This window comes from Pseudothauera hydrothermalis (assembly GCF_003345255.1).
In the GTDB taxonomy this organism is placed as follows: Bacteria; Pseudomonadota; Gammaproteobacteria; order Burkholderiales; family Rhodocyclaceae; genus Pseudothauera; species Pseudothauera hydrothermalis.
Genome location: NZ_CP029331.1, coordinates 2147384 through 2168693 on the forward strand (window position 1 = coordinate 2147384; position 21310 = coordinate 2168693).

General features: G+C 60.2%; 21 protein-coding genes and 6 tRNA genes. 8 read left to right on the forward strand and 19 right to left on the reverse strand.

The genetic code is table 11. From position 1 onward, the window contains the following. Positions 1-70: 70 nt before the first annotated feature. Positions 71-394, reverse strand: a complete 324-nt coding sequence (gene fdxA / locus DIE29_RS10285; RefSeq protein WP_114649831.1) for a ferredoxin FdxA — start codon at positions 392-394, stop codon at positions 71-73. A gap of 262 nt (positions 395-656) precedes the next feature. Between fdxA and trxA the strand changes: the two genes are divergently transcribed. Then, a complete protein-coding gene (gene trxA, locus DIE29_RS10290; RefSeq protein ID WP_102041181.1) occupies positions 657-983 on the forward strand; it encodes a thioredoxin TrxA in 327 nt (108 codons plus the stop codon). Between the two features lie 142 nt (positions 984-1125). Continuing rightward, positions 1126-2388, forward strand: a complete 1263-nt coding sequence (gene rho / locus DIE29_RS10295) for a transcription termination factor Rho (protein ID WP_102041180.1) — start codon at positions 1126-1128, stop codon at positions 2386-2388. A gap of 73 nt (positions 2389-2461) precedes the next feature. Here the strand turns inward: rho and DIE29_RS10300 are convergent, their stop codons facing one another. The 14 genes from DIE29_RS10300 to DIE29_RS10365 form a co-directional block, all read right to left on the reverse strand. Further along, positions 2462-3316: a 3-hydroxybutyryl-CoA dehydrogenase gene (locus DIE29_RS10300; RefSeq protein WP_102041179.1), complete on the reverse strand. Its 855-nt coding sequence runs from the start codon at positions 3314-3316 to the stop codon at positions 2462-2464. Positions 3317-3521: 205 nt separating this feature from the next. After that, positions 3522-3598, reverse strand: a tRNA-Asp gene (locus tag DIE29_RS10305). A 64-nt stretch (positions 3599-3662) separates the two neighbouring features. Next, a tRNA-Glu gene (locus DIE29_RS10310) sits at positions 3663-3738 on the reverse strand. Positions 3739-3747: 9 nt separating this feature from the next. Further along, positions 3748-3823, reverse strand: a tRNA-Ala gene (locus tag DIE29_RS10315). A gap of 95 nt (positions 3824-3918) precedes the next feature. Beyond that, a tRNA-Asp gene (locus DIE29_RS10320) sits at positions 3919-3995 on the reverse strand. Positions 3996-4059: 64 nt separating this feature from the next. Continuing rightward, positions 4060-4135, reverse strand: a tRNA-Glu gene (locus DIE29_RS10325). 13 nt (positions 4136-4148) lie between these two features. Beyond that, positions 4149-4224 (reverse strand) — tRNA-Ala (locus tag DIE29_RS10330). A gap of 129 nt (positions 4225-4353) precedes the next feature. Continuing rightward, positions 4354-5769, reverse strand: coding sequence for an FAD-binding oxidoreductase (locus tag DIE29_RS10335; protein WP_114649832.1), 1416 nt, complete (start codon positions 5767-5769; stop codon positions 4354-4356). Beyond that, positions 5766-6686: a patatin-like phospholipase RssA gene (gene rssA, locus DIE29_RS10340; protein WP_114649833.1), complete on the reverse strand. Its 921-nt coding sequence runs from the start codon at positions 6684-6686 to the stop codon at positions 5766-5768. Before rssA ends, DIE29_RS10335 begins: the two co-directional genes overlap by 4 nt. 15 nt (positions 6687-6701) lie before the next feature. Next, a complete protein-coding gene (gene rimO, locus DIE29_RS10345) occupies positions 6702-8033 on the reverse strand; it encodes a 30S ribosomal protein S12 methylthiotransferase RimO (protein ID WP_114649834.1) in 1332 nt (443 codons plus the stop codon). 66 nt (positions 8034-8099) lie between these two features. Further along, a complete protein-coding gene (gene phaR / locus DIE29_RS10350) occupies positions 8100-8702 on the reverse strand; it encodes a polyhydroxyalkanoate synthesis repressor PhaR (protein WP_114649835.1) in 603 nt (200 codons plus the stop codon). A 116-nt stretch (positions 8703-8818) separates the two neighbouring features. Next, positions 8819-9559 carry a beta-ketoacyl-ACP reductase gene (gene phbB / locus DIE29_RS10355; protein WP_102041174.1) on the reverse strand — a complete coding sequence of 247 codons (741 nt, stop codon included), beginning with the start codon at positions 9557-9559 and terminating at the stop codon, positions 8819-8821. Between the two features lie 205 nt (positions 9560-9764). Further along, a complete protein-coding gene (gene phbB, locus DIE29_RS10360) occupies positions 9765-10505 on the reverse strand; it encodes a beta-ketoacyl-ACP reductase (RefSeq protein WP_114649836.1) in 741 nt (246 codons plus the stop codon). Positions 10506-10618: 113 nt separating this feature from the next. Beyond that, on the reverse strand, positions 10619-12361 hold the full coding sequence (locus tag DIE29_RS10365; protein ID WP_114649837.1) for a PHA/PHB synthase family protein: 1743 nt from the start codon (positions 12359-12361) through the stop codon (positions 10619-10621). A gap of 86 nt (positions 12362-12447) precedes the next feature. Between DIE29_RS10365 and DIE29_RS10370 the strand changes: the two genes are divergently transcribed. After that, on the forward strand, positions 12448-12678 hold the full coding sequence (locus DIE29_RS10370) for a hypothetical protein (protein ID WP_418332868.1): 231 nt from the start codon (positions 12448-12450) through the stop codon (positions 12676-12678). 47 nt (positions 12679-12725) lie between these two features. On the opposite strand, the gene pgeF is transcribed toward DIE29_RS10370, so the two are convergent. Together pgeF and rluD are read right to left on the reverse strand one after the other, a co-directional pair. Then, positions 12726-13472 carry a peptidoglycan editing factor PgeF gene (gene pgeF / locus DIE29_RS10375; protein ID WP_114649838.1) on the reverse strand — a complete coding sequence of 249 codons (747 nt, stop codon included), beginning with the start codon at positions 13470-13472 and terminating at the stop codon, positions 12726-12728. Next, positions 13462-14379 (reverse strand): 23S rRNA pseudouridine(1911/1915/1917) synthase RluD, encoded by a 918-nt coding sequence (rluD, locus tag DIE29_RS10380; RefSeq protein WP_205409725.1) that lies wholly within the window; start codon positions 14377-14379, stop codon positions 13462-13464. Before rluD ends, pgeF begins: the two co-directional genes overlap by 11 nt. A gap of 70 nt (positions 14380-14449) precedes the next feature. On the opposite strand from rluD, the gene DIE29_RS10385 reads away from it, so the two are divergent. Next, positions 14450-15247 (forward strand): outer membrane protein assembly factor BamD, encoded by a 798-nt coding sequence (locus DIE29_RS10385; protein WP_102041169.1) that lies wholly within the window; start codon positions 14450-14452, stop codon positions 15245-15247. A gap of 52 nt (positions 15248-15299) precedes the next feature. Here the strand turns inward: DIE29_RS10385 and DIE29_RS10390 are convergent, their stop codons facing one another. Beyond that, positions 15300-16745 carry a mannose-1-phosphate guanylyltransferase/mannose-6-phosphate isomerase gene (locus tag DIE29_RS10390; RefSeq protein WP_114649840.1) on the reverse strand — a complete coding sequence of 482 codons (1446 nt, stop codon included), beginning with the start codon at positions 16743-16745 and terminating at the stop codon, positions 15300-15302. Positions 16746-17156: 411 nt separating this feature from the next. Between DIE29_RS10390 and DIE29_RS10395 the strand changes: the two genes are divergently transcribed. Both DIE29_RS10395 and DIE29_RS10400 read left to right on the forward strand, forming a co-directional pair. Next, complete coding sequence (locus tag DIE29_RS10395; protein WP_102041167.1) at positions 17157-17519, forward strand: SpoIIAA family protein; 363 nt, start codon at positions 17157-17159, stop codon at positions 17517-17519. Then, the gene (locus DIE29_RS10400) at positions 17516-18370 is read left to right on the forward strand and encodes a sulfurtransferase (protein ID WP_114649841.1); all 855 of its coding nucleotides are present in this window, start codon (positions 17516-17518) and stop codon (positions 18368-18370) included. Before DIE29_RS10395 ends, DIE29_RS10400 begins: the two co-directional genes overlap by 4 nt. Before the next feature lie 42 nt (positions 18371-18412). Here the strand turns inward: DIE29_RS10400 and queG are convergent, their stop codons facing one another. Further along, on the reverse strand, positions 18413-19504 hold the full coding sequence (queG, locus tag DIE29_RS10405; RefSeq protein WP_114649842.1) for a tRNA epoxyqueuosine(34) reductase QueG: 1092 nt from the start codon (positions 19502-19504) through the stop codon (positions 18413-18415). Here queG and tsaE point away from each other — a divergent pair. Both tsaE and DIE29_RS10415 read left to right on the forward strand, forming a co-directional pair. Next, positions 19487-20008, forward strand: a complete 522-nt coding sequence (gene tsaE, locus DIE29_RS10410) for a tRNA (adenosine(37)-N6)-threonylcarbamoyltransferase complex ATPase subunit type 1 TsaE (RefSeq protein WP_102041165.1) — start codon at positions 19487-19489, stop codon at positions 20006-20008. The two genes, queG and tsaE, sit on opposite strands and share 18 nt — an antisense overlap. Next, on the forward strand, positions 19957-21288 hold the full coding sequence (locus DIE29_RS10415) for an N-acetylmuramoyl-L-alanine amidase (RefSeq protein WP_102041164.1): 1332 nt from the start codon (positions 19957-19959) through the stop codon (positions 21286-21288). The genes tsaE and DIE29_RS10415 overlap by 52 nt, the downstream gene beginning before the upstream one ends. Positions 21289-21310: the final 22 nt, after the last annotated feature.

Sequence of the window (21310 nt, forward strand, 5' to 3'; positions counted from 1 at the left end):
CTGGAAGTATCCGCGCAAGATTGCTACGACACCGCCGTTTTTCGCGCCTGCTGTCTTTCAACCTGCGCCGCTAGCGCTTCAACTGATCGAGTTTATTCTTGACTGTCGCCCACTGCTCCGCGTCCGGCAAGGGGTCTTTACGCTCGATGATCGGCCGCCACTTTTTAGACAACTCGGCATTCAGGGCAATGAAATGCTCCTGTCCGGCCGGCACATCGTCCTCGGCATAAATGGCCTCAACAGGGCACTCGGCCACGCACAGGGTACAGTCGATACACTCGTCCGGGTCGATCACCAGGAAATTTTCGCCCTCCCGAAAGCAGTCGACCGGACAGACGTCGACACAATCGGTATATTTGCAACGAATGCAAGATTCGGTCACGACATAAGCCATTTCGTCTTTCTCCGTGGGTACCGCCCAATGGAAACCGCCCCATCGAGCGACGATGCACTATAGTTCAACCGGGCGCATTTTTGCCACGAACCACGCCGCGTATCGGTCGCCGACGTCCAGATTTTCTTGACGCGCGCCCCGGGTTCGCATAAGTTTCGCAAAACTTTCCGCACGACCTCAGTCTTGGTCCTGCCTCGCGGGCCGCTCCCCTGGCCACGCCCCAGCGATTTGTTCTGAACAGCCATCCCTGATGTGAGGAATCATGAGTGAGCACATCCATTACGTGACCGACAGCAATTTCGAGTCCGAAGTGCTGCAGTCGCAAATGCCGGTTCTGGTGGACTATTGGGCCGAATGGTGCGGCCCCTGCAAGATGATTGCGCCGATCCTTGACGAAGTCGCCAAGGAATACGCAGGCAAGCTCAAAGTCGCCAAACTGAACATCGACGAGAACCAGGAAACACCCGCCAAGTTCGGCATTCGCGGCATCCCCACGCTGATGCTTTTCAAGGCCGGCAACGTTGAAGCCACCAAGGTTGGCGCTTTGTCCAAATCGCAACTGACAGCTTTCATTGACAGCAATCTCTGACCCCGCCACGCCGGAGATCGCTCCGGCCACGCCTCGCGGCGCCCTACAGCCTCCCCGCCGCCGCAGCCGGCGCCGCGAAGAGCACGCCACCTCGGCGTCCTGTCCCGATCCAATCACCGAAGCACCATCCATACCCGTTACCATGCATCTATCGGAGCTCAAGGCCCTCCACGTCAGTGAATTGCTGGAAATGGCCGTCGCCAATGAAATCGACGGCGCCAACCGGCTGCGTAAGCAGGAGTTGGTATTCGCCCTGCTAAAAAACCGGGCCAAAAAGGGGGAGCCGATCTACGGCGACGGCGCGTTGGAAGTATTGCCCGATGGTTTCGGCTTCCTGCGCTCTCCGGAGGCCTCATACCTGGCAGGCACCGACGACATCTACGTCTCACCCTCGCAAATCCGTCGCTTCAACCTTCATACCGGCGACACCATCGAGGGCGAGATCCGCACTCCCAAGGATGGCGAGCGCTACTTTGCGCTGGTCAAGTTGGACAAGATCAACGGCCGCCCCCCGGAGGAATGCAAGCACAAAATCCTCTTCGAAAACCTCACGCCGCTGCACCCGCAGGAATGCCTTAAGCTGGAGCGGGACATGCGCGGCGAGGAAAACATCACTGGCCGCATCATCGACATGATCGCGCCGATCGGCAAGGGTCAGCGCGGTTTGCTGGTCGCGCCGCCCAAAAGCGGCAAGACAGTGATGTTGCAGCACATCGCACACGCGATCACCGCGAACCACCCCGATGTCACCCTGATCGTGCTGCTGATCGACGAGCGTCCAGAAGAAGTCACCGAGATGCAGCGCTCGGTCAAGGGCGAGGTCGTGGCCTCGACCTTTGACGAACCGGCTACCCGTCACGTGCAAGTCGCCGAAATGGTGATCGAAAAAGCCAAGCGCCTGGTCGAACACAAGCGCGACGTAGTGATCTTGCTCGATTCGCTGACTCGCCTGGCGCGCGCCTACAACACGGTGCAGCCGGCCTCAGGCAAGGTGCTCACCGGCGGGGTAGACGCCAACGCCCTGCAAAAGCCCAAGCGTTTCTTCGGCGCGGCACGCAACATCGAAGAAGGCGGCTCGCTGACGATCATTGCCACCACCTTGATCGACACCGGCAGCCGCATGGACGACGTGATCTACGAAGAGTTCAAGGGCACCGGCAACATGGAACTGCACCTTGACCGCCGCATGGCCGAAAAGCGCGTCTATCCGGCCATCAACGTCAACCGCTCCGGTACGCGCCGGGAAGAACTACTGCTGAAGCCCGACGTGCTGCAAAAAGTATGGATCTTGAGGAAGCTCTTGTACGGCATGGATGACATCGATGCAATGGAATTCCTGCTCGACAAGGTCAAAGCCACCAAGAGCAACGCAGAGTTTTTCGACGCGATGCGCTCCGGCCGCTAACGCAAATTTGCCGCGCTTGAACAATAAAGCCACCCTGGGGTGGCTTTATTACTTTCAGCCAGGGTGTCAGCACTTACTTTGCGTAGTCGAAGAACCCCTTGCCGGTCTTGCGGCCCAGGTACCCGGCTTCGACCATCTCCACCAGCAGCGGCGCCGGACGATATTTGGGGTCCTTGAAGCCCTCGAACAACACCTGCATGACCGCAAGCTCCACATCCAAGCCAATCAGGTCACACAAGGCCAGCGGGCCAATCGGGTGATTGCAGCCGAGCTTCATCGCCTCGTCGATCTCGGCGGCGCTGGCCAAACCTTCGCCCAGCGCAAAGATCGCCTCGTTGATCATCGGGCAAAGCATACGATTGACCACAAAACCCGGGCTGTTACGAACCTGCACCGGGGTCTTGCCGACCGCTTTGGAGACCGCTTCGACCGCGGCATAGGTTTCGTCAGAAGTCTGCAAACCACGGATCAGTTCTACCAACGCCATCATCGGTACCGGATTGAAAAAGTGCATGCCGATGACGCGCTCGGCGCGCTTGGTCGCAGCCGCCAATTTGGTGATCGAAATCGACGAGGTATTGCTGGCGATGATCGCCTGCGGTTTTGCCACGCCATCGAGCTGGGCAAAGATATTTAGCTTAAGGTCAAGATTTTCGGTTGCCGCCTCGATGATCAGATCACAATCGGCGACGGCCGCAAGATCTTTGGCGGTAACGATTCGCGCCAACGCGGCAGCCTTTTCGTCCGCAGTCATCTTTTCTTTTTTAATCAGGCGGTCCAGGCTCGCCCCGATCGTAGCCAATCCGCGCTCAAGGGCGCTGTCAGCCACATCGGTCATCACCACCTCTAAACCAGATACCGCAAACGCCTGCGCGATGCCATTACCCATGGTCCCAGCGCCAATGACACCGATTTTCTTGATCGTCATACTGAATTCCCCTCCCTTGTCCGGTTGAAAACACCACACGCTTAGAACACGCCCCATACTGCTGCGTATGGGGACAAATGTAGCGCAATCGTCCGCCCGATGCCAGTGGGCCTCAAAACGTCGCCTGAGATTCAGTCAGAGCGACTCACAGACATATAAGGGCAAAAAAAATCGGAAGCCGAAATTTTCGGCTTCCGATTTCTCCTGGCGGAGTGGACGGGACTCGAACCCGCGACCCCCGGCGTGACAGGCCGGTATTCTAACCGACTGAACTACCACTCCGCACTGACCCGCTCCGGCATCGCTGCCGGCTTACCGCCTGCTCACTGCAGACGGGCATTGTTCTTGGCGTCCCCACGGGGATTCGAACCCCGGTTATCGCCGTGAAAGGGCGGTGTCCTAGGCCTCTAGACGATGGGGACTACATTTTTTGGTGGAGGTAAGCGGGATCGAACCGCTGACCTCTTGCATGCCATGCAAGCGCTCTCCCAGCTGAGCTATACCCCCAAAAGAGCTCGCCATTCTAGCAACCGATAAGCGCCACCGCAAGTTTTTTACTAAATTTCCGCCCGCGAAAGGTAAAGCCTTCTTGGACTTAAACTTGGCGGAGTGGACGGGACTCGAACCCGCGACCCCCGGCGTGACAGGCCGGTATTCTAACCGACTGAACTACCACTCCGCTCTGACCTGCTCCGGCATCGCTGCCGGCTTACCGCCTGCTTATTGCAGACGGACATTGTTCTTGGCGTCCCCACGGGGATTCGAACCCCGGTTATCGCCGTGAAAGGGCGGTGTCCTAGGCCTCTAGACGATGGGGACTACATTCTTTTTTTGGTGGAGGTAAGCGGGATCGAACCGCTGACCTCTTGCATGCCATGCAAGCGCTCTCCCAGCTGAGCTATACCCCCGACCGCGAAAGAGCGCGCATTATATGAGCCCACTTACCTGCTGTAAAGCACTTTTGAGCATTTTTTAAAGACCACGATTTTTATGCCTGACGGTGTGCCAGAGTGCCTGACGGTGTGCCAGAGGCGCCGTCAAAGGATTTTGCCGGGGTTCATCAAACCCTTTGGGTCGACCGCAGCTTTGATTGTGCGCATCAAATCAAGTTCTACGTCGGATTTGTACCGCCGCAGTTCATCGCGCTTTAGCTGACCGATGCCATGCTCGGCCGAAATCGAACCGCCAAGCGCAGCGACCAGATCATGGACAATGCGAGTGACCTCCCTACTACGGGCGATCAAGGCGTTATTCTCTTCCAACGCCGGATAAGACAGGTTGTAGTGCAGATTACCGTCTCCCAAATGCCCGAAGACCACGATTCGCACGCCCGGCCAGGCGGCCTGGAGTGCCCGGTCTGCTTGCGCAAGAAAGCTTGGAATACGGCCCACCGGCAGCGAAATATCGTGCTTGATGCTGAAACCTTCTATCCTCTGGGCCTCAGAGATGTTTTCGCGCAGTGCCCAAAGTTGCGCGGCCTGGGCAAGACTGCCGGCGAGCGCGGCATTGAGTATTTGTCCCGACTCCAGCGCTGTTTCCAAAAAGGTGCTAAGTAGCCGGTCAAGCTCGGCGTTCTCATGCGGATCGCTCAACTCGACCAGCACCGACCAGTCCGGCGCGACAGACAGCGGTAATCGCATCGTCGGAATGTGCCGGATGACGAGTTCCAAGGCGCTTTGCCCGATCAACTCGAATGCGCTGAGGCGTTCTCCCACCCAAGCGCGCAGACGCCCGAGCAGTTCGACTGCAGCCTGCAGGTCGCGCACCGCCAACCACGCCACGCAAGTGCTGCGCGGACGCGGATAAAGCTTGAGGACCGCAGCGGTAATGATGCCCAGCGTCCCCTCTGCACCAATGAACAATTGTTTGAGGTCGTAACCGGTGTTGTCTTTACGCAGCCCCCTCAAACCATTCCAGATGCGTCCGTCGGGCAATACCACCTCCAGACCGAGCGTCAGTTCGCGCATATTGCCGTAACGCAGCACATGCACACCGCCAGCATTGGTCGATAGATTGCCACCAATTTCGCAACTGCCTTCTGCGGCCAGCGACAATGGGAACAAGCGGTCGATGGCTTGCGCGGCCTGTTGTACGGCCGCCAACGTACAACCGGCTTCGGCAGTCAGCGTATTGTTTTCGGCATCGGTCGCCCGTATGCGGTTGAGCCGGGATAAGCTCACCAGCACCGACTGCCCATCGGCCAGTGGCGTGGCGCCTCCGCACAGGCCGGTGTTGCCGCCTTGGGGGACCATCGGCACACCGGCCACCGCACAGACCTGTACGACCGCAGCCACTTCCTCTACATTGGCCGGACGAACCACTGCCAGCGCCGAACCGTGATAGCGGCCGCGCCAATCGGCGAGATAGGCTTGTGTATCCGGCTCTGAGGTCAGTACAAACTCGCGCCCGACAAGGTCGATGAGCTGCGAAATGACGGCCCGCGTTTTACTCATGCGTTCTGGCCAAGCATATGACGCAGCGTGGGCCGAGCGCGCTCGACCGCTGCACGGCCTTCGGCAATGGCCTCGGCGGCATGGTCGAAGTCCATGATGCGTAACTGCGCAACCCGGGGCGTTATCAGCACGTCCGCCGGTTCGCCGGCTAGCCGGCTGCGCGCAATGCGCATCTGCATGATGTTGATGCTCGCGGTCAGAATAGTTGCCAGCGAAGGCAGACTGGGCGTGTCGCTATCATCGTCGCCGTTGCCGAGACCGACCATCGACAGCAGCCGCTGCCCCCAGCTATCCGGTGACAGATCATGCTGGGACATGCGACGTCGCATCCGTCCGACCAGATCGGTGCCCACATCGACGGCAACGACAAGGTCAGCACCCATGGCCCGGCATAAGGATACCGGCACCGGATTGACCAAGCCGCCATCGACCAGTATACGGCCGTTACGCATCACCGGCGCGATCAGCCCCGGCAGGGCGATCGAGGCCCGCACCGCATCGGCCACTTCACCTTGTCGCAGCCAGACTTCACGCCCAGAGTCGAGCTCGGTGGCTACGCAGGCAAACGGCATGGACAGACGCTGAAAGTCGCTCGCCATGAAATGACGAGCGCAATACTGGACGACCTTGTCGCCGCGAATCAGCCCTCCTTTGAGGCCGATATCGAGCATCGACACCACCTTCTGCCAGTCGAGCGACTCGGCCCACTGGGTGAGCTCGGCCAGCTTGCCCGAAGCATAAGCCGCGCCCACCAGCGCACCGATCGAGCAGCCGGCAATCACGTCCGGCCGTACGCCTTCCTCTTCCAATGCCGCCAAAACGCCCAGATGCGCCCAGCCACGGGCGGCGCCGCCGCCCAGCGCCACGCCGATCACAGGACGCGATTCGTTGCGCTGGGCAAGGGCTAGGTCCAACATCGGCCGCCCCTCCGATCAGTCGAGCCGCTCGGCGTAAAGGTCATGTACGTCGCAGTCGGTAATACGCACGCGGACGAAATCACCCGGCGCGAGCCCTTCGCAGTTTGGAATGATCACCAAGCCATCGATCTCGGGCGCATCGCCGGGCGAGCGGGCCAAGGCCCCCTGGTCATCGACATCGTCGACCAACACGGTCATTTCACGACCGATCTTGGCTTCGAGGCATTGGGTGGAAATATCCTCCTGGAACGCCATCAGCCGCATCCGGCGCTCTTCACGAATTTCCTCCGGCACCGGATCGGCCAGCTCGTTGGCAGCAGCCCCTTCAACCGGTGAATAGGCGAAAGCGCCGACGCGATCCAGCCGGGCGTCGTCAAGAAATTGCAGCAGGCAGTCGAAGTCCTCTTCCGTCTCACCTGGAAAGCCGGTTATGAACGTCGAGCGGATGGTCAGCTCCGGACAGATGCTGCGCCATGTGCGGATGCGTTCGAGCACATTTTCAGCGTTGGCTGGACGCTTCATGGCCTTGAGAATGCGCGGGCTGGCATGCTGAAAAGGAACATCGAGATAGGGCAGGATTTTGCCTTCGGCCATCAGCGGGATCAGTTCATCGACGCTTGGATACGGATAGACGTAGTGCAGGCGAATCCAAATGCCCAATTCACCCAGCGCACGAGCCAGATCCAACAGGCGGGTTTTGACCGGCTTTCCGCCCCAAAAACCGGTACGGTATTTCACATCCACGCCATAAGCGCTGGTGTCCTGGGAAATCACCAGAATTTCTTTGACGCCCGCCTCGACCAACGCTTCGGCTTCCCGCATGATCTCATGGATCGGCCGGCTGACGAGATCTCCCCTCATGGAGGGAATGATGCAAAAGCTGCAGCGATGATTGCAGCCTTCGGAAATCTTCAGGTAAGCATAGTGCGGTGGCGTCAAGCGCACACCTTGCGCAGGCACCAGATCGACGAAAGGGTCATGCGGCTTGGGCAGGTGCCGGTGCACCGCCTGCATCACCGCCTCGGTGGCATGCGGCCCAGTGACCGCCAACACCTGGGGATGCGCAGCCAGCACCACGTCATCCTTGGCGCCCAGACAGCCGGTGACGATGACCTTACCGTTTTCGGCCAGCGCCTCGCCGATGGCGTCGAGCGACTCTTCGACTGCCGCATCGATGAAGCCACAGGTGTTGACGACCACCAGGTCGGCGTCGTCATAGCTGGGAGCGATCTCATAGCCCTCGGCACGCAGCCGGGTAAGAATTTGCTCCGAATCGGAAGTTGCCTTCGGGCAGCCGAGAGAGACAAACCCGACTCGGGGCTGGTCTCGAAATTTGCTTTGATTCATGCTGTTGGGAAATGAGCGGGGCGAAACCGGCTGATTTTTTATGCCTGCGCCGTTTGAGCGGCAGACTCAGGACTTACCGTGCCCTTTGCCCGCGGAAGAAGCTTCTTCAACTTTCTCATCCCGCGTATTTTTCGCTTGATAGCCGGGAAATTGAAGCCCGCTGAAAATATTGCGGGTTTGATGTTCGATCTGCTCTTGCATCTGCTGGAACATCTTGGTGCTTTGCTCCACATAGGCCCCCATCATGCTTTGCATGGCCGGCCCTTGAAAGCTGAGAAACTGCGCCCACAGATCCTGGTTCATGGGGCTGTTCTCGCCGTAGATCGCGCGCACCTGCTCCTGCAGCTTGGCCTGCATATCGGTAAAGGCCTTGATGTTGTTCTCAAGATATTTGCCGAGCATGCCCTGCATGGCATTACCATAGAACCTGATCATTTGCGCAAGCAAGTCGCTGGTAAACATCGGCGCCCCGCCGGCCTCTTCTTCGAGGATAATCTGCAGCAAAATGCTACGGGTCAAATCCTCGCCGGACTTTGCATCCACCACCTGGAACTCATCATTGCTGAGCACCAAATCTTTGACATCGGCAAGCGTGATGTAAGAACTGGTGCGGGTATCGTACAGTCGGCGGTTAGGATATTTTTTGATCAGACGCACTTGCTCGGCCATTTTCGGTCATCTCCTCGGCGGCGGTTTGCCCGCACTCTCATGGTGTGAAAATTATACCGCGCTGCGAAACAAAAAGCCCCGCCATGAGACGGGGCTATGCATCGGCTGCCGGCGTTTTAGCACATGTGAAGGCCACCGTTGATGTTGATCGTGGCGCCAGTGATGTAACCAGCCAGTTCAGAGCACAGATAAGCGCACAAGGCGCCGATTTCCTCCGGCCTGCCAAGACGCTTCATGGGCACGCTGTCGATGATGCTCTGACGGATATCCTCGCGGATGGCCATCACCATATCCGTGCCGATATAGCCCGGCGCAATCGCGTTGACGGTAACCCCTTTGCTGGCGAGCTCCGAGGCCAGCGCCTTGGTAAACCCCAACACGCCAGCCTTGGCGGTCGAGTAATTGGTCTGCCCGGCTTGGCCCTTGACCCCATTGACCGAAGAGATATTGATGATCCGGCCCCAGCCACGCTCGGCCATTTTGGGCGAAACATGATGGGTCACGTTGAAAAGGCTGTTGAGATTGGTGTTGATCACCGCATCCCACTGGGCCTTTTCCATTTTGTGAAAGAACTTGTCGCGCGTGATGCCCGCATTGTTGATCAGCACATCGATCGGGCCGACCTCGGCCTCGATCTTCGACACCATGGCCTTGCAGGATTCGTAATCGGACACATCCCCTTCGGCGGCGATGAAATCGAAACCGGCAGCCTTTTGCTGGGCTAGCCACGCCTCTTTCTGCGGAAAGCCGGGCAGACAGTTGGCGACCACTTTCATCCCGTCCTTGGCCAGCGCTTGGCAGATTGCGGTACCCAAACCACCCATGGCGCCGGTAACGAGTGCGACTTTTTGCGTCATTGTCGAGTCCTTTTGCTGCAGTTCGATGGAGACCGAGACACCGTCGCATACGCCGGCGACGCCGCTCTTTGGTTTACCTTTGCGGCGCTGCGCAAGCTACCGCGCTCACGATTATAAACAGATTTGTGAGCGGATGTTGCATCGCAAAAAAAATACGCAGCCTTCCGGCTGCGCCACACTGCCCCAGTGAAACCCTGGATGCGGGTCAGAACATATGCTGACCGCCATTGATCGAGATGTTGGCACCGGTCACGAACGCAGCCTCTTCAGAGGCCAGATAAGCCACCAGACCGGCGATTTCCTCGGGCTTACCGAGGCGGCCGACCGGAATCTGCGGCAGGATTTTCGACTCGAGAATCTCTTGCGGAATGGCCATCACCATCTTGGTACCGATGTAGCCCGGCGAAATGGTGTTGACCGTCACCCCGCTGCGCGCCACTTCAAGCGCCAGCGCTTTGGTAAAACCATGCATCCCGGCCTTGGCCGCCGAGTAGTTGGTCTGACCGAAGGCACCCTTCTGGCCGTTGACCGACGATACGTTGATCACCCGCCCCCAGCGCCGCTCCACCATGCCGTCCATGACCTGTTTGGTCATATTGAATACACTGTCGAGGTTGGTGCGGATGACCGCATCCCAATCGGCCTTGGTCATTTTCTTGAAGGTCATGTCGCGGGTAATGCCCGCGTTATTGACCAACACATCGACTGGCCCCACCTCGGCGGTCACACGCTCCACGCACGCCTTGCAGGATTCGAAGTCGGAAACGTCGCAGGGGTAGCCTTTGAAGCCATAGCCCATGTTGTTCATGGTCTGTAACCACTCTGCAGATTTGGCATTGCCCGGCGAGTGCGTGGTGACCACCCGATACCCGAGCGCAGAGAGCTTGATGCAAATGGCTTCACCCAAGCCGCCCATACCGCCGGTGACTAGTGCAATTCTGGACATGTTATCTCCTCTCCCAACTGGTCTCTCCGGGGGGATTCACCGCTGAGCACGGCAGCGCCCTCCCGTTTTCCGCTGCCGCCTGCACGCCGGGCCGGCAAAGCCCGGCCAAAGAATCAGGCACGCTCTTTGACGTAGCGCCCCGGAGCCGGCTCGATCGGCTTGTACTTCGCGTTGCCCAGGCGCCTGCGCGCAGCGACCTGCTTGCCGGCGAAGGATTTCAGCCACTGCGCCCAGTGTAGCCACCAGCTCCCCGGATTCTCGACCGCACCCTCGAACCATTCGTCCGGATCGCTGAGCTTGGCCGCGTTGGTCCAGTAGCTACGCCGGTTTTTACTCGCTGGATTGATCGCACCCGCGATATGCCCACTCGCACCCAACACGAACGTGGTCTCCCCGCCCAGCAGCCCCCGCGACAGATAAGCACTCTTCCACGGCACGATGTGGTCTTCGCGCGCAGCCATGAGGTAAGCCGGCACATCGATCTTGCCCAGGTCGACCTTGACGCCGAGCATTTTGAGCTTACCCGGCACCCGCAGATTGTTTTCGAGATACATGTTGCGCAGATACCACGTCAAAAACGGCCCGGGTAAATTGGTGCAGTCGGCATTCCAGTAGAGCAAGTCGAAGGCTTGCGGCTTGTTGCCTTTGAGATAGTTACCCACTACGTACTGCCATACCAGATCGTTGGCCCGCAGCGCGGAAAACACGTTTGCCAATTCCTGCCCCGGCAAAAGCCCACCCTTGCCAATGGCGGCCTCGCGTGCGGCGACACTGGCTTCGTCTACCAAGCAACCCAGCTCGCCGGCATCGGCAAAATCCAACAAAGTGGTCATCAACGTCAGGCTGGACACCGGGTCTTCGCCCCGCCCCTTGGCCACCGCCAGCGCCGAGCTCAGAATGGTTCCACCTACGCAAAAGCCCAGCACGTTTGGCTTGCTCACATTGGTGATCTCGCGCACCACCTGCAATGCGGTCAGCGGCCCCTTGTCAAGGTAGTCGTCCCAGGTGGCGGTTGACTGCTCTCGCTTGGGGTTTTTCCAAGAAATCAGAAACACCGTAAAGCCCTGCTCCACCACGAAACGCACCAGGGAGTTCTCCGGCTGCAGGTCCATGATGTAGAACTTGTTGATGCACGGCGGCACGATCAGCAAGGGCACCTGAGCAACCTTGTCGGTGAGCGGCGCGTACTGGATGAGCTGCATCAACTCGTTCTCATAGATCACCGAGCCGGGCGTGACCGCCAGATTACGACCGACTTCGAAAGCCGCCTCATCGGTCATCGAGATGCGCCCTTTCTTCAGGTCTTCGAGCATGTTTTGAATGCCGCGGGAAATGCTCTCGCCCTTGCTGTCGATGGCAGCCTTGATGAACTCAGGGTTGGTGGCGGCAAAATTGGTCGGCGCCAGCGCATCGATGTACTGCCGGGTCAAAAACTGAATCCGCTGCTTGGCGCGCCCATCGGCGATCGGCATGTGCGCGGCAACTTCCTGCAAAAAAGCCGCATTGAGCAGATAGGCTTGACGGACGTAGTCGAAAATCGGGCTTTCTTCCCATTCCGGCGCACTGAAGCGCCGGTCGCCAGCCGGCGCCTGAACCACCGGCGAAGAAACTTCCCCGCGTTTGCGCGACAGCATCGAAGACCAGAGGCGGGCGTGCTTTTCCGCAAAATCACGCTGCAAAGCCTGGAGACGCTCGGCCTCGGGCATCGGCAAACGGGCCGCGGCCACCCCGGAGGAATCCAACATCGCCGCGTGTTGCTTGGCCAACATGTCAAAAAAACCGTGCGCCATCGCCTGGCCGAACTGCGCCAGCCCTTGCAGGGCTGCCGCGGGAAGCTTCTCAACTGAATCTGACATCCACCCCTCCTGAGGCATCAATAGCAGGCCGGCTCTTCATTCCCATCGCTGGTACCGGTTTCCGGCCAGTCTGCCGGATCGCTAGAATGCTCGGCATGTACATTATCGCCATCGCTTGGCTTTACGTGGCCATCCTCGCATCGCTGGCCAACACATCGACCTTGGGCGGTGTGATGACCTTTCTGTTCTTTGGGTTGGGTCCCTTAGCACTTTATGTGTGGCTGTTCGGCACGCCTGCCCGCCGCCGCGCCGCAGCGAAAAGACAGGGCGAGCAAGCGCACCGCAACGATAGAGCCGATTCCAACGTCAATCAATAGGCGCGATTGCCAATGCCCTGTTGCCGCCGTGTTCCGGCTTCTTGCCTTCAGTGCGCCAACCAGATCAACGATGCCATCCGCCCGGTGGCACGATCCCGCCGATGGGAATAGAACCGTTCTGCGTCGGTGTAAGTGCAAAAACCGCCACCAAACACGTCAATCACGCCCGCACCTGCCAAGCGTATTTTGGCCAGGAGGTAGAGATCGGCCAGCCACTTGCCCGGCTCTTTGCCGGCCACAAAGGCCGCCGCAGCCCCCGAGTCGTGCTGCAAGAACGCGCTGCGCACGTCGGCACCGACCTCGAAGGCGCCAGGCCCGATTGCCGGCCCCAGCCAGGCCTGTATGCGCGCTGGCGCCACGCGCATTGCCTCGACCGTACGCTCCAGTATGCCGGCACACAAGCCGCGCCAGCCCGCATGGGCCGCAGCCACCACCGACCCGGCATCGTCACAAAACAGAACCGGCAAACAATCGGCAGTCATGACCGCGCAAACCACACCGGGCTGCCGAGTCCAAGCGCCGTCGGCAACAGGCGGCAGGCAGCGCTCCCCCGGGACGGATTCAGCCATGACGATGTTTGTGCCATGCACCTGCTCCAGCCACACCGGCTCTGCAGGAAGCCGGCTGCGCAACACGGCGCGGTTTGCCGCCACAGCCCCCGGGTCATCGCCCACATGGGTGGCGAGATTCAATGACGCGTAGCGCCCCTGACTCAGCCCACCGTTGCGCGTGGTCACAATTGCCCTGACCCGAGCAGGCGCAGGCCATTGCGGAACAATGAAATCAAGCGACATTGGCCTGTGTCTCGCGCAGTTTGTCAAGAAGGAGTGAAAAATCCGCCGGCAGAGCCGACTCCCAATGCATCGGCAGCCGGGTCGACGGATGGATCAGCCCCAAGCGCCAAGCATGCAGCGCCTGCCTCGGAAAGCTATCGAGCAAGTGGCTGAGGTGTTTCCGACGGCCATAAACCGGATCGCCCACCAGCGGGTAACCCTTGTGCGCCATATGTACCCGAATTTGGTGGGTGCGCCCGGTTTCCAGTTGGCATTGCACCAGGGTGCAATCGGAGAAACGCTCGCGAACCGTAAACCGCGTTGCAGCTTCACGCCCGCCTTCGACCACCGCCATTTTGGTCCGCTGAGTCGGATGGCGACCGATCGGCGCGTCGATGCGCCCGTCTGCACTGACCTGACCGTATACCAAAGCAAGGTACTGACGGCAGACCGTTTTGGCTTGCAACTGACGGATCAGATCGGTTTGAGCCACCAAGGTCTTGGCGACCACCAACAACCCCGAAGTATCCTTGTCCAGACGGTGAACAATGCCCGCGCGCGGCACGCCGGCCAATTGCGGGAAATGATGCAACAAAGCGTTGAGCAGCGTGCCACGCCAGTTACCACTGCCAGGGTGCACCACCAAACCGGCGGGTTTATCCACCACGACAATTGCATCGTCCTCGTAGACGATCGCAAGCGGGATGTCTTCGGCCATCGCGGCTGCTGACTCGACCTCCGGCAACTCGCCAATCTCGATCTTGAGTTCTTCCCCGCCGCGGACCTTCTGCTTGGGCGACGGACAGCTGCCGTCGAGCCATACACGCCCTTCCATGATCCACGCCTGAAGCCTACTGCGCGAATAGTCAGCGAACAGCGTCGCCAACACCTTGTCGAGCCGCAATCCACCGAGTTCAGGCGGAATCATCCTGACAACGCACGAGGGCTCCTCATCGTCTGGGATATAATCGTCCTGATCATTCACGCGAGAATTCTCGATGGCTAGGTTCACCTTGCAAAGTTTAGCGGTTATTGGCGCTTTACTGCTGGGCGGTTGTGGTCTGTTGCCCGAGCAGATCGACGAGACGGCAGGCTGGAACGCCCAGAAACTTTACTCCGAAGCCAAGGCTTCAATGAGCGAAGGCGGCTATGACCGAGCAATCCAGCTGTTCGAGAAGCTCGAAGCTCGCTACCCTTACGGCCGCTTCGCACAGCAGGCGCAAATCGAGATCGCCTACGCTTACTACAAATCGAACGAACCCGCGCTGGCGCTGGCGGCTGCCGACCGTTTCATCCGGCTGCATCCAAACCACCCGCATGTCGACTACGCCTACTATCTGAAAGGGCTGGTCACGTTCAACGAAGACCTGGGTCTGCTGGGCGCTTTGGCCAACCAGGATTTGTCCGAACGCGACCCTAAAGGCAGCAGGGAGTCTTACGACACCTTCAAGGAGCTTGTCACCCGCTTCCCGGATAGCCGTTACGCGGACGACGCACGACTGCGAATGCGCTATCTGGTCAACGCGCTGGCCGCGCACGAGGTCCATGTGGCCCGTTATTACTACCGTCGCGGTGCCCATGTTGCCGCAATCAACCGCGCCCAGGCAGCCATTGCAAACTACCCACAATCGCCGGCGATAGAAGAGGCGTTGTTTTTGCTCGTAAAGAGTTACGACGCCCTCGGTATGACCGATCTGCGCGATGACGCCGAACGGGTAATGCGTAAAAACTTCCCGGACAGCGTCTATTTTGCCGGCGGTCCTGCAGACACACGCCCATGGTGGCAATTTTGGTAAATACTGCCGTACGCGGTTCGACCGGCCTTGCGATCAAAAGCCTCCGATTACCTCAGCCTCGCCCGTAATAGTCCGCCAGGCGCACGATGTCGTCTTCTCCCAAATAGCTGCCCGATTGCACCTCGATGATCTCCAGAGGCAGTTTTCCCGGATTTTCCAGACGGTGGGAGACGCCCACTGGAATATAGGTCGACTGGTTCTCGGTCAGCAAAAAACACTCCTCACCCCGGGTGACGCGAGCGGTGCCGCGCACTACGATCCAATGCTCGGCGCGATGATGGTGCATCTGCAAACTGAGCGTGCCCCCCGGTTTCACCACGATCCGCTTGACCTGAAAGCGCTCGCCAGCATCGATCGCGTCGTAGTACCCCCAAGGCCGATGAACCTTGCGGTGGGCTTCGGCCTCTGAGCGCCCTTCCCGCTGCAGACGTTGAACGATGCCCCTGACCGCCTGGGTGGCGTTTTTGTGTGCGACCAGCACGGCATCCGTGGTTTCGACGACAACGAGATCCTCAACGCCGATGCACGCGACCAGGCGGTCAGAGGCAATCACCATGGTCGAACGCGTTTCCTCGACCACGACGTCGCCGCGCAACACGTTGTCGTCGGCATCCTTCGCCGATATCCCCCACAAGGCATCCCACGCGCCGACATCGCACCAACCGGCATCCATCGGCACTGCTTTGATGCCGACTCCACAGTCCGGACTTGCCGGCAATTTTTCCAATACCGCGTAATCGATCGAATCGGACGGGCAGGCAGCAAAAGCCTCCGCGTTCACACGTACGAAGTCCACATCCCGTGTCGAGCGCCGAACGGCATCTTCGCATGCACCAAGAATCTCTGGCGAAAACATCCCAATCGCACGTCGCCAGACGGATGCCCTCAGCAAAAAAATGCCGCTATTCCACAGGTAACGTCCATCTGCAAGATAGCGCTCCGCGGTTTGCGCATTGGGCTTTTCTACGAACGCCGCCACCGGACAAGGGATCGAATCGATTGCGGCATCGACCCGCATATAGCCGTAACCGGTCTCCGGGTGCGATGGCCGCACGCCAAACGTCACGATGTCACCCGCGAGCGCGGCCGGAACACCCGCCAAGACCGCCTGCGCAAAAGCTTCACGGTCAGCAACGAAATGGTCGGCCGGCATCGCCAGGAGCAAAGCGTCATCCTGCCTGCCAAGCAACAAGAGTGCTGCCAGCGTCAGCGCCGGCGCGGTATTCCGGCCAACCGGCTCAAGAACGATGTCGCGCGTTGCATAGCCGGACTCAACCAACTGCTCGGCCGTGATGAACCGATACTCTTCGTTGCAGACCACCACCGGCGCCAGAGAGATATCCACTAAATCGGCTAGCGCCTGCAAACGCATGGCGGTCGCCTGCAGCATCGAAGCCCCCTCCACGACATCCAGAAGCTGCTTCGGGTGCCGCGCTCTGGACAATGGCCAAAGCCGGGTTCCGGAACCGCCGCTCAGAATCACCGGCACCACTTGCATGGTCTCTCTCCCGACAGAACACAGTTTGCAAGCAAGGGTAGCACCGGCCGGTTTGGCCGACTGCGGCATATGGCGCAGCGGCTGCCAAGCAGCCAGCACTCAACTGTTCCCAGCGGCTACGCCGCCAACGAGTTAGTCATCGTCAGCCACATCGTCATCAACCTGCTGCGGCTCCACCCGGCGCGCTGGGCGCGCCCACGTCCCCGAGCGTATGCCCGGCTGCGACGGCCGCCCCGTTGCGGGCCGAGCTGCGCGGGGCGATGACTTTAAGGTGCGATGGGCCTCAAATTACCCTCCCAGCCAAAGCGGACAATCGGAGTATCATTTAAAACGCACCACGCAGGCCAAACTTGCCTGCATTCAAACCACCGGGCTCCCAATGCACCAGGGGCGATTGAGCTGGAGGCTGCCATGATCAGCATCGAACACCGTCCGAACCTAGTCGAGGTCTCGGTTTTCGGGGAGTTTAGTTTGGCCGACTTCAAAGAGTTCGAGGAACTGGTCAATTACAAGATCAAGTTCGAAGGTCAGGTTGACCTGCTTTTCGACCTGCGCGAGATGGTCGGCTTCACCCTGGATGTGGCCTGGGAGGAGATCAAGTTCTCGCGCAAGCATGCCGGCGATTTCCGACGCATTGCGGTATTGACCGAAGACCAGTGGATCGCCTGGAGCGCCTGGATAACGCAGCTGTTCGTAGACGCCGAAGTACTCGTCTTCGATGACGAATCCCAGGCGCGCGCTTGGCTTGCGGACGAGCAGGTGCAAGCACAGTGAGCGCGCGGTTTACCACCCTGATCGATGCCAACGAACTGGCCCGCCGCCTGGGCGAGGCGGGTTGGTGCCTGGTCGACTGCCGCCATGATCTGACCAATCCCGCCTTTGGGCGGGCGGCCTACCAGCGCAGCCACCTGCCCGGCGCCTGGTTTCTCAGTCTCGACGAGGATCTGTCCGGCGCACAGACCGGCACTAATGGCCGCCACCCGCTGCCCGATCCGGACCGTCTGGCATGCCGCCTAGGCGCTTGCGGGATTGCCCCCGACACCCAGGTGGTGGCCTACGACGATGCTGGCGGAATGTACGCCGCCCGCCTGTGGTGGCTGCTCCGCTGGCTGGGTCATCGCGCGGTTGCCGTGCTCGATGGCGGCTTTCAGGCCTGGTGCGCGGCCGCCAAGGTGCTGACTGCCGAGCTGCCGCGCGCCAACCCGACCCACTACCGGCCAAATTTGCAGGACAACGCAGTCGATACAGCCTTCGTCGAGCGCCATCTGGGCAGTCCGGATATGGTGCTGATCGATGCCCGCAGCCCGGACCGTTTCCGCGGCGAAAATGAAAACCTCGATCCGGTTGCCGGTCATATTCCCGGCGCGGTCAATCGCTTTTTCAAGGACAACCTGACCGCAGACGGCCTGTTCAAACCAGCTGCGGTACTGCGCGAAGAGTTCGAAAAGTTGCTACACGGGCATGACCCCAAAAAGGTGGTGCACCAGTGCGGCTCCGGCGTAACAGCCTGCCACAACCTGCTGGCCATGGAGCATGCCGGTTTGAGAGGCGCGCGCCTGTATCCGGGCTCGTGGAGCGAGTGGTGTGCCGATCCGTCCCGCCCCGTAGCCACGGGCGCGCATTGAACGCTGCGGGCGTATTGCGTCGCCAAAGCAGACACCGCGTTGCTACTCGCCGTGTCGCGCCAATGCCCAGGCCACATGCTCGCGCACCAGCGCGGAAGCGTCGTCTGCCCGCGCGCGCAGCGCAGCCACCACTGCGGGCGAATGCGGCGCGTTACCCAAGGCCACCGCCAAGTTGCGCAACCAGCGTTCATAACCGATGCGACGAATCGGACTGCCCGCCATGCGGGAGTCGAAATCATGGGCTGACCAGGAAAACAGCTCAACCAGGCTGGCACGATCCAAGCCATGTCGTGGGGCAAAATCCATCTGCGCGCCAAGCCGCGCAAAGCGGTTCCACGGACAAACTAACTGGCAGTCGTCACAACCGTAGATACGGTTACCGATGGCCGGCCGCAGCACCTCGGGAATCGGCCCATGCAATTCGATGGTGAGGTAAGAAATGCAGCGTCGCGCATCGACCCGGTAAGGCGCAACGATCGCGCCGGTTGGGCAGGCATCCAGACACGCGGTGCAACGCCCACAGTGCGCAGCCGTGGGCTGATCCTCCGGCAACGGCAGGTTGGTGAAAATTTCACCCAGGAAGAACCATGAGCCTACTGTCCGGTCTAGCAGCAGGCTGTGTTTGCCGCGCCAACCGAGCGCCGCGCGGCTGGCCAGCTCCACCTCCAGCACCGGAGCCGAATCGACAAACACCCTGTAGCCATGCGGCAGCTCGGCATCGATGCGCTCGGCGAGTTTTTGCAGACGGTTGCGCAGCACTTTGTGGTAATCGCGTCCCAGGGCATACCGCGACACATAGGCGCGCCGTCCATCGGCAAGGTTTTCCATGGCGTCGGCCGCCTTGGGCCAGTAGTTCATCCGCGCGCTGATCACCCGCAGCGTGCCCGGCAGTAATTCGCTCGGGCGGGCGCGCTTCATGCCGTGGCGCGCCATATAATCCATTTCGCCGTGAAAACCGGCTTCGAGCCAGGCAGCAAGACCGGGTTCGGCCGCACTCAAATCGACACCGCTCACGCCGACGGCGTCGAACCCAAGCTCCCTGCCCCACGCCTGAATACGCAATTTGAGCGCCTTCAGTTGAGCAGTATCCGCTGAAGGCTCTGCCGTGAGGTTTTGATGATCGACACTTTGCATCCGGCCGATGATAACGGGGCCGGCCTGAAACGACACCTGCCAGCCGAAGCCGACACCGCTGCGCTGGGTGCAGCGCTGGCAGCCGCGCTGAGTCCCGGGCTGGTGATCTACCTGCGAGGCGATCTGGGAGCAGGCAAAACCACCTTGGTGCGCGCGCTGCTGCGTGCACTCGGTCACCGCGGCCATGTCAAAAGCCCGACTTACACCTTGATTGAACCTTATGTTGTTTCTAGATTAGACTTATATCACTTTGATTTTTATCGCTTCACCTCACCCGACGAATTCATCGATGCTGGGCTGGACGAATACTTCGCAGGACGCGGCGTGTGTTTGGTCGAGTGGCCGGACAAAGCACAGCCCTATGTGCCCCCCGCCGACCTCGACATATCTCTTACCCACGCCGGGCCCGGTCGGCACGCAGAACTGGGCGCGCGCACGGAGGCGGGACGACGATGCCTGAGCGACTTGAAAGCAGCCCTACAAGCACCCCAACCGCCCGGTTGAGCCGGCGCACCGTGCTGAAGTTTGCCGGCGCATCCCTGACCCTGTTGATCAGTCCGGTCGGCCATGCCGCAGACAGCAGCTTGCTGGCGGTGCGGGTGTGGCCTGCGCCCGATTACACCCGGGTGACGCTGGAATCCGCACGCGAACTGCGTTACACCTACCTCACCGTGCAAAACCCCGAGCGGCTGGTGGTTGACCTGGAAGGGGTGGCACTCGATAGCGTGCTCCAGAGCCTGCCGTCCAAGGTGCTGGAACAAGACCCTTACATCCGCCTGGTCCGCGCCGGCCAGAACCGTCCAGGGGTGGTTCGGGTGGTATTTGAACTCAAAACACAGATCACCCCGCAGGTATTCACCCTGCAGCCGGTCGGCGATTATGGCCACAGACTGGTACTGGACCTGTATCCGGCGCATCCCGTCGATCCGCTGCTTGCGCTGATCGAAAAATCCTCGCCAATGGAGGCCGCCGCAGGCAGCGAGAGCGTTGACGCCGGTGGACAAGCGCCAAACCTGGCGGTCAACGAACAGCCGCCCGCCGCCAAGCGACACGCCACGCAAGCAAACCGCCTCTACACCATTGCGCTGGATCCGGGGCATGGCGGCGAAGACCCGGGCGCCATTGGACGACGCGGCAGCTATGAAAAAAACATCACGCTGTCGATTGCCCGTCGCCTCAAGCGCAAGATCGACGCCGAGCCCAACATGCGGGCGGTGCTCACACGGGATGGCGACTACTTCGTTCCGCTCTATCAACGCGTGGCCCGTGCCCGGCGTGTGCAGGCCGACTTGTTCGTGTCCATTCATGCCGACGCCTTTGTGCGCCCGGAGGCGCGCGGCAGCTCGGTGTTCGTGCTCTCGGAACGCGGCGCGACCAGCTCGGCTGCGCGCTGGCTAGCGCAAAAAGAAAACGACGCCGACCTGATCGGCGGTGTGAACCTTGCCAAGCAGGAAGGCCACCTCGCCCGCACCCTGCTCGACCTCTCACAGACCGCCACCATCAACGACAGTCTCAAACTCGGCCGCGCCGTGCTCGGTGAGCTGGGCGGCATCAACACCCTGCACAAGGCCGAGGTGGAGCAGGCCAACTTCGCGGTGCTCAAAGCGCCGGATATTCCCTCGGTGCTGGTCGAGACCGCTTTCATCAGCAACCCGGAAGAAGAACGCCGCCTCAACGACAACGCCTACCAAGACAGAATGGCAGAAGCCATCTTACGCGGCATCAAGCGCTACCTGGAAGACAATCCCGGCGTGACCCGCACCCGGGTAGCGCGCGCGGATTGAGCCGTCCGAGCGACTGCAGCGC